Here is a 12,858-nt window from a genome sequence, read left to right on the forward strand (position 1 = left end):
CCGCCCCGGCTATCCGAGCGCCCAGCGCCGCTGCGGCCTGTTGACGCGGAGCCGCCGCGCCCGCTGGAGGCGCGCTGCGGCCTTGGATCGAGGCCTGTGCCCCAGCCCCGGCTCTCTCCGCCAGCGCCTGCTCTTGATTCGCTAGTGCTGCCTTGCTTGCCTCGTTCTTGCCGCTGGCCTTGCTGGCGGCCTTTTTGCTGTGTCTGAGCGCCTCGGCCGCCCGGCCGCCGCTCGCCTCCACTGGACGCCCGCCGACCGCGCTCGCCCCCGCCGGACGTCCGCCCTCCGCGCCCGGCCGATTCTGTCCGGCTGCTGCGTCGCCGCTCTGGATCGACGTCAGCGCTCGCAGCAGTCGTCGCCAGGCTGCCGTCGATCCGCATGCGCGTCAGCGTCTGATGGATGCCGCGCTCGATGCCTTGCAGCGTCATGCGGTCTCTTGGCGTCGCCAGCGTGACGGCTTTGCCGGTCTGTCCTGCGCGGCCAGTCCGGCCGATGCGGTGGATGTAGGCCTCGGCATCATGCGGGATGTCATAATTGTACACATGCGTGACCCCCTCGACATCGAGACCCCGCGCCGCGATATCTGTCGCCACGAGGATCTGCAGCTTGGCGTTGCGGAATCGCTTCATCACTTGCTCGCGCTTGGCCTGGGTCAGATCGCCGTGCAGCTCGTCTGCCGGCAAGCCTTGCTCCTGCAGCGACTCCGTCAGCTTCTTGGCGCGAATCTTGGTCCGGCAAAAGGCTACCGCGAGGTAGGGGTTGTCCTGCTCAATGAGCGTCACCAACGTCTGTAGCTTGGCGCGGTCTGTCGTCTCGACGACCACCTGCTCGATCGTATCAAGCGTGACATGAGTGCCGCGGATACGGGTATCCTCGGGGTTGGACATATAGCGCGCGGCCAGCTGGCGCACGCTGTCCGGCATCGTCGCCGAGAACAGCATCGTCTGGCGATGCTTGCTCGTCTGCTCGATAATCTCCTGAACCTCGGTCAGGAAGCCCATATGGAGCATCTGGTCGGCTTCGTCGAGCACGAGCGTCTGCAGCTTCCACAACGTGATCGTCTCCCGTCGCAGGTGATCGAGCAGTCGTCCCGGCGTGCCGACGACGATCTGGGCCGCACCTTGCAGCTTGCGGATCTGCGCTTCCACATCCTGACCGCCGTAAGCGGCCAGCACTGAGCAGCCTACGGCTGGCGCGAGCTTTTGGAATTCTTGAGTGATCTGGATCGCGAGCTCGCGCGTCGGTGTGACGATCAATGCTTGCACATGCGGAGACTGCGGCTGGATGCGCTGCAGGATCGGCAGGGCAAAGGCGAGCGTCTTGCCTGTGCCTGTCTGCGCCTGCACGATAATATCCTTGCCGTCTAGCGCCTGTGGGATCGCTTGCTGCTGGACCGGCGTCGGCGATGTGATGCCGTGTTGCTGGAGCAGCGCGACTAGCTCAGGTTGTATGGCTAATGTTACGAATGTATTGGACATGCATGAGCCTCTTTTCTTCTTTATGCCTTGACATCCTTAGAGTATACCATATCCCGCTTTGCTTGAGTGGAATAATTGGCCAGGCAGCTGGCAACAATACCCGATATCCTGCGCATCGGGCTCATGATGCGTCGCAAGGGGAGATCCAGCCAGATGATCAAAGCGGGCCTTTTCGAAGTTATAAAATCCAAATGGTTCTCCGGGCGAAAAAAACGGATGACCCAGCATCTGAACGAGCGTTTTCAAAGCAAGCTGGACCAGTTGGAGGAGGTGCCAATCCCTTCAGCACTCGCGGAAGCCCTGAGCAAGGTCAAGGAAGTGCTGAAGACGAGCAACGACCTTGTCATCCGGGAATTTTTCCTTGGTCGCGATCAGCCGTCCCGGGCTGCCGTGCTGTTCATCGACGGTCTATCTGCCTCGCGAGTGACGGACGAGTTTATCCTCCAGGCTGGGATGTTTGATACCCGTCTGGATTTATTGCATACCGACAATGGCGGACGACAGGATCTGGAGCAGATCGAGGACGATCTGCGCAGACTCGGCATCCCGATCAACGAGCTGGAGGTCGCCTCAAGTCTCAAGGAGGTCGTCTATGCCGCCCTGACCGGCGATGCGGCTGTGCTTATCGACGGCGTGCCGCGAGCTTTGACGCTTAATACGAAGGGCTGGGTCCAACGGGGAATCGAGGAGCCGAGCACCGAGTCGGTCGTCCGCGGGCCGCGCGACAGCTTCACAGAGACGATCCGCACCAATACGGCGATGATCCGGCGCCGGTTGCGCGATCCGAATCTGTGCGTCGAGAGCATGACGGTAGGGCGGCGCAGCGTGACGGACATCGCCGTCATGTATCTGGAGGATGTCGCCGATCCCAAGCTGGTGGAGGAGGTCAAGCGACGGATCAACGGCATCGACATCGATGCGGTGCTTGAGAGCGGCTTTATCGAGCAATTCATCGAGGACCATCATATCAGCCCGTTCCCGATGATCCAGAACACCGAACGGCCGGACAAGGCTGTCGCCAACATTCTGGAGGGCAGAGTGATTATCGTCAGCGACGGCACGCCGTTTGTGCTGATTGCGCCAGCGGTATTCGCCCAGTTTTACCAGAGTCCGGAGGACTATTACGAGCGCTTCCTGATCGGCACGCTTATTCGCTTGATCCGTATCATCAGCATGGGCATGGCGCTGCTGCTGCCCAGCTTGTATATTGCCTTCAGTTCCTTCCACCCCGAGATGATCCCTTCGCGACTCGTCATCGCGATGGCGGCGGGCCGCTCGACTGTGCCCTTCCCGTCGATCATCGAAGCGTTCCTGATGGAGGTGACGATGGAGATCCTGAGGGAAGCGAGCGTACGCTTGCCTGGCCCGATCGGGCCGACGATCGGCATCGTCGGCGCGCTTGTCGTCGGTCAGGCGGCCGTACAGGCAGGCATCGTCAGTCCGATCATGGTCATCATCGTCGCCCTGACGACGATCGGCTCGTTTGCTTCGCCGAGCTACAGCGCTGCGATTGCCCTGCGGATGCTGCGTTTCCCGATGATGATCGCCGCCTCGTTGTTCGGACTCTACGGCATTATGCTGCTGATGATCTTCATCATTGTCCACCTGTGCACGCTCAAGTCATTTGGGATCCCGTATCTGTCGCCGATGACGCCGATGAATCTCAATGCCAACAAGGATACGCTGATACGCGCGCCTCTGCAATGGATGTTCAAAAGGCCAGAGCCATTCCAGCCCAAGGATTCGATCAGGGTAGGCGATACTTCGGTGGAAGTGGACAAGGAAGGGGAGTCGACCAATGCCACGCAAGGATCAAAACCAACCGAACCCTCCTAGCGGCGAGGATCAGGCTGGGGATAAAAAGGCAAAGGGCGGCGCTGCCGATGATGCCCAAACGTCAGAAGGCTCCGTCATTAGCGAGCGTCAATCGGCGTCGATTATCGCCAGTTCGATTATCGGCGTCGGCGTTATTACTTTGCCCAGGGTTACTGTCACCTCATCCAACCAGACGGGCTGGATCGGCATTATCTCCGGCGTCTTGGTTGCGATGGGGATGACGTGGATTATTACACGGCTTGGCATTCGCTTCCGCGGGCAGAGCATCGCCTTGTATGCCGCGGAGTTGCTGGCGCCCACCCGTCGATTGCTTTGGCTGGGCAAAGCGTTGGCGTTGCCGTTTCTGCTCATCCTGCTCGTCTTTTGGGGCTGGGGTTCGGCGCTGGTCGCCCGGTTGTTCGGGGAGATGGTGTCGACGACGATGCTGCCGACCACGCCGGTCGAGGTCATCATTTTGACGATGCTGGCGGCGGGCTTTTATTTGACGATGTATTCGGTCGAGGTATTGGCGCGTGTCAATGAAATCTTGCTGCCGCTCATCGTCGTACCGATTCTCATTATCGCTATTTCCTCTTTTCAAAGCGGGCGTCTTGAGAATCTGTTCCCGATTTTTGATATGGACTGGAAAATGTTTTTCGTGTCGACGGCAGTCATGACTTCTTCACTGCTGGGTTATGAGGTGATGATGCTATTCTCAGCTCATACCAAAATCTCTCCGAAGCTGACCAAAACCAATGTGTTAAGCATCAGTATCCCTGGCCTTCTGTACGCACTGATCGCTATTGCCGGCATCTCGGTGTTTGGCTATGAAGAGCTGAAATTGCTGGCCTGGCCGACGCTGGAGTTAGTCAAGACGACAGAGGTTCCAGGTCTTATCCTGGAGCGGATGGAATCGGCTTTTCTTGCCGTGTGGGTGACAGCGGTATTTACGACGGTGGGCAATTATTATTACGCCACGGCGCTGCTGCTGAAGCAAATTCTTCATCTCAAGGAACATCGTCTTATCTCGTTGCTGTTGCTGCCGGTGATGTACTGGATTTCCCTGCGGCCGAACAACCTGCATCAGCTCTTTCAAACCCAGGACCGGATTGCCTGGATCGGAGTGACAGGAGCTTTGGGGCTGCCGTTGTTTTTTGGATTGCTAAGCAAGCTTCGGGGGAAGGCGCAGCTCGGATCCACTGCAACGAGGGATGCGCGCAAAGGGGAGGGGCAGGAGGAATGACCAAGACAAAATATGCACTTATCCTGCTCTTGATCTTGACCGTATCGCTGCTGCTCACCGGCTGCTGGGATCGCCGGGAGATCGAGGAGCGCACCATTGTCCTCGCGATCGGGCTGGATGTGGTCGAGGACAAGCCGGATATGCTCTCGATCAGCGTGCAAATTCCGGTGCCGCTGAAGATCAGCAACTCCGGCGGCGGAGCGGGCGGCGGCGATGGAGCCGAAGCGGTCATCGTCATGGAGACGCAAAGCCGGACCGTATTGGAAGGGATCCAGGTGCTGCAGAACCGTTTGAATCAAAGAATTTTCTTCGGTCAGACGAGGGTGCTCGCCTTCGGCGAAAAGCTGGCGCGCAAGGGACTGCGGACGATAACCGACTCGTTCCGCCGAGATCCGGAGATTCGCCGGCTGCTCTGGCCGATCGTCGTCAAGGGCAAGGCGAGCGATCTGTTGCGTTCCAAGCCCAGTCTGGAGCAGATTCCGTCGGTTTTTTTGATGTCTATGTTTGACAACGGTACGAAGATGGGGATGATTCCGGATATGAACCTGGGACACTTCTTCGTCGATCTGTCGACGACCGGCCGCGAGCCTTACTTGAACTATCTCCAGATCAATGGACATGAGCTGATCTGGAGCGGCGTCGCCCTGCTGAGGGGAGACCGCATGGTCGGGACGCTGACGCCGGAAGAGACGTGGCAGTTGCTGCGCATCGACGATGAGAAGGATGGCGGGGATCTTGTATTTCCCTTTGAAGGTAGCGGGGACAGACTGATCACGCTCAGCACGGAGCTCATCAAGTCCCGCAAGACATTCGCCCATCTGCAGGATCGACTCAAGGTGCATTATGAGGTCCACATGGAAGGCAATCTGCTCGAGAAGACGTTTGGACAGAACTTGTTTGATGAGCGGGATATTCGCTTGATCGAGAGCGGCGCCAATGAATTCCTCGAGGCAAACGCCAAGCAGATGATTGAAAAGCTTCAGAAATACAATACCGATGCGATGGGAATCGGTACGGAGCTGCGCGCATTTCACCCAAAGATATGGAAAAAGCTGCATTGGCCGGACGCATTTGCGGAAGCGGAAATTACGGTCAGCTTCCATTTTGAGCTGCGCAATACAGGCAATGAGATCGAGTGACGGCAAAACGGGGACTTTTTGCATTTTCAGCAGAAGGGGGATTAAGCTATAATAGGGGCAAACCATCAGGTTGCTCTTGGCAGCAGGAAGAAAAGAGGCGTGAGATGCAGGTTCAGGAAGAGAGGCGCTTAGGCGAGGAAGCGGACGCCTTCCTCAGGCAATATTATGCCGAATCGGGGCTGACAGACGGCGCGCTGGCGGCGCGCCTGCGCCAGGTTCGCGAGGAGATCGATCGTTCCGGTACGTACCGGCACACGGAGGAGGAGCTGGCGTATGGCGCCAAGGTCGCCTGGCGAAACAGCAATAAATGCGTCGGACGGCTATTCTGGAGCAGTCTGAATGTCAGGGATGCGCGGGAGCTGATGCAGGAGGACGACATCTTCGAGGCGCTGTTCCACCATATCCGTCTGGCGACCAACGAGGGCAGGATTCGTCCGACGATTACCGTCTTTGCGCCAGCTTCAACCGAGGCGCCGCGCGTACGCATCTGGAATCACCAGTTGATCCGTTACGCAGGCTATGAGACGGACGCCGGCATCGTCGGCGATCCGAAATCGGTCGTCTTCACGCGGATCTGCATGGAGCTGGGATGGCGGGGCGAAGGGACGCCCTATGATGTGCTGCCGATCGTCATCCAGCTCGGCGACCGACCGCCCTGCTGGCGCGCTGTGCCGCCTGAGCTCGTCCTCGAGGTGCCGATCCGGCATCCGGAGCTGCCCGGCCTGGCCGAGCTTGGCGTCAAGTGGTACGCTGTGCCGATGATCTCTGATATGTCGCTGGAGATCGGCGGGGTCATCTATGCGGCTGCCCCGTTTAATGGCTGGTATATGGAGACAGAGATCGGCGCGCGCAACCTCGCCGATACCGATCGCTACAACCTGCTGCCGAGGATCGCCGGGCTAATGGGCCTGTCTACGGAGAGCAACGTCACCTTGTGGAAGGACAAGGCGCTCGTCGAGCTGAATATTGCGGTCCTCCATTCCTTCAAGACCGATGGCGTCAGCATCGTCGATCATCATACGGCAGCGGAGCAATTCCTACGCTTCGAGCAGCAGGAGCGGGATGCCGGACGCCCCGTCACCGGCAACTGGGCGTGGCTGATCCCTCCCGTATCGCCAGCGGCGACGCAGATCTTCCATCGCAGCTATGATAATACGATTGTCAAGCCGGCTTATGATTATCAGCGCTGCCCTTATCATACCTAAATCATGCCCGCACACTTGCCGCAAGATCGACATACAAGGAGGGTGAGCGATGGCATTCGGAATAACCCGGGCAGAGATGAATAGCTGGAAGGATCAGGTGCAGCGAGGAGAGATCGCTTACTTGACTCATTACTGGCTCGATCCGAGGTTTCCCGGTATTCGGACCGTGACCAAGGTGGGGTGCTCCGATCTGGACAAGCTCTCGGCCTGGTGCGAGCGCTTTGGTCTGGACCCGCGCTACATTCACCGCAGACAGCCCTATCCCCATTTTGATCTGCTCGGTCCCAAGCAGCGCGAGATTTTACTGTTGGAGCGTCAGGACGACCAACTCCGGCGATTTGGCATTTCATAGATTCGTACCAAAGGGAGGAGAGCTTACGCAGCTCTCCTTTTTTTGCCAAGCGGACCGGGTTGCGGGAGGGGCTCTGGGCTTGTCCGTTTGTGGTCTATGCCCCCCAATTGGTATACTGGAGTTACCAAATAGAGGAGGGAAAGGAAAAGATGAAGCGATGGAAGCTTGTGCTTGTAACCGCTATCGCCATCGTGCTGACCGCATGCGGCACTTCTCCGGCGGAAAGAGAGATCATCGATCCTCCGCCGCCAAGCGAGGCATCAGAAGTTAACGACCAAGAAACAGACAAATCGGGCGGCTATGTGGTGCTCGCCGAAGGACTGGAGGCCCCTTGGTCGATTGCGCTGGCGGAGGACGTCATCTATATAAGCGAGCGAGATGGCAGCATCGTCCGACTGATCGGCGACACGCTCGAACGACAGACGCTGCAGCTGACAGTGCCGGTGCACGCGGCCGGCGAGGGCGGCCTGCTCGGCCTGCTGCTTGCCCCGGACTTCGATGCGAACGGACAAGCATATGTCTATCATACGTATCAGACTGACGGTGCCATCTTCAATCGTATCGTCGCCATCACACAGACCGAATCGGGCTGGCAGGAGACGGATACGTTGCTCGACGGCATCCCCGGCGGGGCGACGCATAATGGCGGTCGTATGGCCTGGGGACCCGATGGGATGTTATACGCGACGACCGGCGATGCGGGAGATACGTCGCTCGCCCAGCGCCTCGATTCGCTGGCAGGCAAGATTCTCCGCATGACGCCAGAAGGAGCGGCGCCGGACGATAATCCGTTCGCGGACTCCTATGTGTACAGCTATGGTCATCGAAATCCGCAAGGGATCGGCTGGAGCCAGAATGGGCGGATGTACAGCTCGGAGCATGGGCCTAACGCTCATGATGAGCTGAATCGGATTGAGGCAGGGACCAATTACGGCTGGCCTGAGGTCAAAGGCGATGAGACGGCCGAGGGCATGACCCCGCCGTTATTCCATACTGGAGCCGATACGCTCGCTCCCTCCGGACTGACCGTACTCGAGAGCGGGGAGATTCTGCTGGCCGGACTGAGAGGCGAAGAGCTCGCAAGGTTCGGCGAGACAGGAGAGCCGTTCGGATCGCTGCTGGATGGGGAAGGACGTTTGCGCGATGTAGTCGCTCACGGGACCGCCATCTATGTGTTGACGAACAATACAGATGGTCGGGGACAGCCTGGTGAAGCTGACGATCGACTGCTGCGGCTGTCGACACCTTGAGGCTTCGCCGATACGATGACGGTGTTCTTGTTTTCTCCACCGGATTGGAGTATTCTCACAGGAGAACAAAACAGCATGCTCGGGCAACGCGAGCTAAAGGAGCAGACAAATCGATGAAAGACATTACGATTATTCATGCGTCGATGACGCATTCGCCAGAGGATGGCTATGTGGGCAAGGTTCAATTCCGCGCGGAGGGGCATCGCGACGCTTATGAGATCGCATTGCAGAGTAAGAGAGGGAAGGAATGGTCGTATGGACTATTCTTCGTTGACACCTCCGGCCGAGAGGAAGAAATCTTCCAGATGGAAGAGCGACTCGAAGAGGACGACGAGTTGTTCGACTGGCTGACCGAAACAGCCATGAATGCAAAGAGCAGCTAGACGCCTTCAGGCGGTCGTATCCGCACGTGGAGGGGCGGCGAGAAGCCCCTTTTATTCGGCTGTCGCAAGGCAGCGACTCCATTATGAGAAGTCAGGGAAGTGAAAGAGATGGACCCTACAGATAACAGGAATCGTCTTGCCAAACAGGACCGTGGCCAACGTCTTATCCGACAAGGGCGCGAGCGCTTTATCCAAGAGATGCATCAACAGTTGGACGAGATCGAGACGCTAATAGCAGAGGCTGCCACACATGAGCATCTGGAGAGCAGCAGAACTCTCTTCCGTAAGTTCCATACGATGAAGGGGAGCGCGCCTGTATTCGGGCTGATGCGGATCGGCCAGCTGGCCGAAGAGCTGCTGTTGATCTGGGATTGGGCCGATTGCGAGTCAGCCGACGCCTCGTCGATTCCGGAGGCGGTCGCTCGCAGCTTGAAGCCGATGGAGCGGCTGACGATGGAATATGACGTATGCAAAAAAGAATTGGAGCTGGATTACTCCGGCATCAGCAAGGAGCGTCCGACGATGGCAGGCAGCCGCTTGCTGATCATCGATGATGAAGATGCGCTTCGATCCTATTTGTACCGCAGGCTGGAGCTTGACGACTACAAGGTGATGGAGGCAGCAACGGTCGATGAGGCCAAGCGTTTGCTGCATGAGCATCATTTTGATCTAGTCATTCTGGATTTGATGATGCACCCGCAATCCGGTTATGCGTTGTTTGAGTTTTTGAAGGAAGACCCGACCTTGAAGTGGCTGCCGCTGATCGTCCTTTCGGGACGGCAGGATCTGGAGGATAAGATGCAATGTCTTTATCTCGGGGCCGATGATTATGTAACGAAGCCCTTCCAGTACGAAGAATTGGCGGCGCGCATCTACAGCCTGCTAACAAGAAGCAAAACGTATGAGCAAATGGCTTTCCGCGATCCGCTCACTGGGGTCTACAATCGCCGTTACCTGGATCATCAAATTTATTCGGAGCTTCAGCGTATACAGCGTTATCCATCGCCCATTTCAGTCGCCTTTATCGATATTGATTTTTTCAAGCGAATCAATGACAAGCACGGCCATGCGGCGGGCGATCAAGTGCTGCAGGGTCTGGCTAATCTGCTTAACCATCATTCGAGAGTGACCGATCTGATCGCGAGGTACGGAGGCGAGGAGTTCGTCATCCTGATGCCCGAAACGACCGAGGTCGAAGCGGAGCAGCTGGTGCTTAAGCTGCGCGAGCTCGTCCATCGCCAGCCCGTAGCCAAAGTGAACCAGCAATCGTTTCAAGTTACCTTCTCTGCCGGGATCGTCCAGTGGAGAGACTCGATGACTGCTGAGACTTGGCTGCAGGCGGCGGATGCGGCGATGTACAGGGCCAAAAACAACGGACGCGATCAGGTGATGATCGGCACATCCGTTGATGAACAGGCGAATACGTCGCAGACTCATCAAAAGACGCTGTTGATTGCCGATGACGATGAGATTTTGCGGAAAATTCTCGTTACAAATCTAAGCCACTTGCCCGTGCGAATCCTCGAGGCAAGCGATGGCGAACAAGCTCTTCATCTATTACATCATCATATCATTGATGTCTGTATTCTCGACGGCGTGATGCCCAAGATCGATGGGTTGACGTTGTTGCAACGCTACAAGGAGTCCGCCGATCAGCGTAAGGGCAAGACCAAAGTGATCATGTTGTCTGCCAAGCGCAAGCAAGACGATGTGTTGAAAGGATTATTGCTGGGCGCCGATGAATATATGGCCAAGCCATTCTCTATCGTCGAGCTGGAGATCCGGGTCAAGCGCATGCTACAGTAGCATACCCTGGCGGTCGGCGCAAAAGCCTCAGCATCATTATCCATGTATCAGCGCATCTCCCTGCGGGAACAACAAATACGGGACCTGAAAAGGCTGGTCGACTTAGGCGAGACTTTTGAAGTCACCACTATTTGAGGAAGGGATGATGAGCTGTTATGAAACGTCTGTCGCTGAGCTTTTTGATCGTAGCTTCTCTGATGCTGATGCTGGCTGTGCCCACTTTTGCCGAATCTTCGCATATGGCGAAGAAATCGAAAGCCGGAGTCGAGATGAATCAAGCGACTCGCGGTGTGAGCAATGACGGGATGAACGGCACCATGAACAATCGGGCTGCCGGATCAAACGGATACCATACCAGCAATCGCGTCAACGCCGACACAACATACAGCACGTATGGCAATGACGGCAACCGTGCTTATGGCATGAATAACGGGCGCTACCGTACAGCGGCAGCCAATGATCGCGACATGGATTGGGGCTGGCTTGGTCTGCTCGGTCTAATCGGTCTTGCTGGCATGCGCGGCAGAAACCGCGAAACGCACTAACCTATAGCTGATAGCTCACGAATGCGCCCCGACCGAGCAGGTCGGGGTTTTCGTATGGTATAATAGACACGTATCGACTGTGCAGACCTAGGAGTAAAAGGAGGCAAACCGAACAATGGAACAACAACATTCCCCGCAAGTGGAACGGGCGACCTTCGCCGGCGGCTGTTTCTGGTGCATGGTCTCGCCCTTCGAGGAGCGCCCAGGCGTCATCGAGGTCGTATCGGGCTATACCGGCGGCCATACGGAAAATCCTACGTACGAAGAGGTATGCTCGGAGACGACCGGCCATGCCGAAGCCGTCCAGATTACTTATGATCCGAAGCTGTTGAGCTATGAGGAGCTGCTGGACTTGTACTGGCGTCAGATTGACCCGACGGATCCGGGCGGCCAGTTCCACGATCGCGGCGCATCGTACCGGACGACGATCTTCTACCATACGCCGGAGCAAAAGCAACAGGCCGAGGAATCCAAAAAACGTCTCAAGGAGAGCGGCGTATTTAACAATCCGATTGTCACACCGATCGTTCCGGCCGGACCGTTCTATCCCGCTGAGGAGTATCATCAAGGTTATCATCGTAAAAATACGATTCGATACAAAATGTACCGGCACGCCTCCGGGCGAGATGGCTTTATCGCCAATCATTGGAAGGACTGAATGGAATCGCACCCGCAGGGGTGCGATTTTGGCGCTTACACTTTTTTTATTGGCATTTCCGTCTCTCGCTTGCTATAATGGAATGATAATGATAATCACTATTGTCAGGATGATTTCAAACGGAATCGTTTGAAGGGAGCGGAAGAACGACTATTATGGACGTCCAATATGCATTGTTTGGCCAATATTTTAGACTCTTTGAGGTTGACGGCGCGGAGCGTGAAGTGCTGTGCGCGGCGCCAATGCGTGATCTGCAGCAGGTGGAGAGCTTGCGACCGTTTCTGACCGAGTATGCGCGGCGCATCAAAGCACCTGAGACAGATGTCGCCGCAGCTTATCTGAGCAGCTATAGCACCGGCCTGTTGCTGTCTTCACTTTATGCGCTCTCGGCCTGGAACCGCTCGCTGGATCTGGACCCTGAGCGGCTTGCCGTCCAACTCGTCCAGGAAGCTGATTATGCGTTGATCCGACTCGAGGTAGATGAATTTGCAGCTGTCGATGGTCCGGTAGACGTCGAGGAGCGCAAACGATGGGTGGAGTCGCAGCTTACAGAGCTGATCTCCGTTACGCTGCGCCCGTATATTGAAGCTGCCGCAGCGGTATCAGGTCTTAATGCCAGATTTTTGTGGGGGCAGATGACGGCACGCATCGGCTACTATGTCGAATATCTGTTGGCTGACGCAGACCATGCGTCGATTCGCAGCCGATTGAGCGAGGATTACGAGGCGCTGCTGGAGCTGGCGCCTGCGGTGTTCGGGCAGGCCCGCAACCCGCTAGTGGCCAAGGCGCGCTTCGTCGACCATTGGCAGGAGAACGGCAGCCCGCTGCGGATGAAGCATGTATGCTGTCTGTATCACAAGACCGAGGACGGCGAATACTGCTACACCTGTCCGAAGATGAAAGAAAGCGAACGCGCAGAGCGAGCCAGCGAGCTGCGCGCGCGTTATGCCGAGACTGCAACCTCCTGAGCACCGCCATCAATAA

12 protein-coding genes are annotated in these 12,858 nt (G+C 57.0%); 11 read left to right on the forward strand and 1 reads right to left on the reverse strand.

Annotation, left to right across the window (positions count from 1 at the left end):
• Positions 1-1,478: DEAD/DEAH box helicase (locus PA598K_RS12200; RefSeq protein ID WP_148091933.1), on the reverse strand; the 1,478-nt coding region annotated here is incomplete at its 3' end.
• Between the two features lie 153 nt (positions 1,479-1,631).
• On the opposite strand from PA598K_RS12200, the gene PA598K_RS12205 reads away from it, so the two are divergent.
• The 11 genes from PA598K_RS12205 (at position 1,632) to PA598K_RS12255 (ending at position 12,842) form a co-directional block, all read left to right on the forward strand.
• Positions 1,632-3,314 carry a spore germination protein gene (locus tag PA598K_RS12205; protein ID WP_128657235.1) on the forward strand — a complete coding sequence of 561 codons (1,683 nt, stop codon included), beginning with the start codon at positions 1,632-1,634 and terminating at the stop codon, positions 3,312-3,314.
• Positions 3,277-4,536 carry a GerAB/ArcD/ProY family transporter gene (locus PA598K_RS12210; RefSeq protein ID WP_128657236.1) on the forward strand — a complete coding sequence of 420 codons (1,260 nt, stop codon included), beginning with the start codon at positions 3,277-3,279 and terminating at the stop codon, positions 4,534-4,536. The genes PA598K_RS12205 and PA598K_RS12210 overlap by 38 nt, the downstream gene beginning before the upstream one ends.
• Positions 4,533-5,675: a Ger(x)C family spore germination protein gene (locus PA598K_RS12215; protein ID WP_128657237.1), complete on the forward strand. Its 1,143-nt coding sequence runs from the start codon at positions 4,533-4,535 to the stop codon at positions 5,673-5,675. The genes PA598K_RS12210 and PA598K_RS12215 overlap by 4 nt, the downstream gene beginning before the upstream one ends.
• Positions 5,676-5,779: 104 nt before the next feature.
• The gene (locus tag PA598K_RS12220) at positions 5,780-6,880 is read left to right on the forward strand and encodes a nitric oxide synthase oxygenase (protein ID WP_128657238.1); all 1,101 of its coding nucleotides are present in this window, start codon (positions 5,780-5,782) and stop codon (positions 6,878-6,880) included.
• A 49-nt stretch (positions 6,881-6,929) separates the two neighbouring features.
• Entirely contained in the window at positions 6,930-7,232 is a 303-nt protein-coding gene (locus PA598K_RS12225; protein WP_128657239.1) for a hypothetical protein, read from the forward strand.
• Between the two features lie 149 nt (positions 7,233-7,381).
• Positions 7,382-8,482: a PQQ-dependent sugar dehydrogenase gene (locus tag PA598K_RS12230; RefSeq protein ID WP_128657240.1), complete on the forward strand. Its 1,101-nt coding sequence runs from the start codon at positions 7,382-7,384 to the stop codon at positions 8,480-8,482.
• A gap of 113 nt (positions 8,483-8,595) precedes the next feature.
• Positions 8,596-8,865 (forward strand): hypothetical protein, encoded by a 270-nt coding sequence (locus PA598K_RS12235; RefSeq protein ID WP_128657241.1) that lies wholly within the window; start codon positions 8,596-8,598, stop codon positions 8,863-8,865.
• Between the two features lie 108 nt (positions 8,866-8,973).
• Positions 8,974-10,671 carry a diguanylate cyclase gene (locus PA598K_RS12240; RefSeq protein ID WP_128657242.1) on the forward strand — a complete coding sequence of 566 codons (1,698 nt, stop codon included), beginning with the start codon at positions 8,974-8,976 and terminating at the stop codon, positions 10,669-10,671.
• A 155-nt stretch (positions 10,672-10,826) separates the two neighbouring features.
• The gene (locus tag PA598K_RS37880) at positions 10,827-11,216 is read left to right on the forward strand and encodes a WGxxGxxG family protein (protein WP_128657243.1); all 390 of its coding nucleotides are present in this window, start codon (positions 10,827-10,829) and stop codon (positions 11,214-11,216) included.
• A gap of 115 nt (positions 11,217-11,331) precedes the next feature.
• Entirely contained in the window at positions 11,332-11,874 is a 543-nt protein-coding gene (msrA, locus tag PA598K_RS12250; RefSeq protein WP_128657244.1) for a peptide-methionine (S)-S-oxide reductase MsrA, read from the forward strand.
• Between the two features lie 155 nt (positions 11,875-12,029).
• Complete coding sequence (locus PA598K_RS12255; RefSeq protein ID WP_128657245.1) at positions 12,030-12,842, forward strand: (2Fe-2S)-binding protein; 813 nt, start codon at positions 12,030-12,032, stop codon at positions 12,840-12,842.
• Positions 12,843-12,858 lie beyond the last annotated feature (16 nt).

It is taken from the genome of Paenibacillus sp. 598K, from assembly GCF_003851045.1.
In the GTDB taxonomy this organism is placed as follows: Bacteria; Bacillota; Bacilli; order Paenibacillales; family Paenibacillaceae; genus Paenibacillus_D.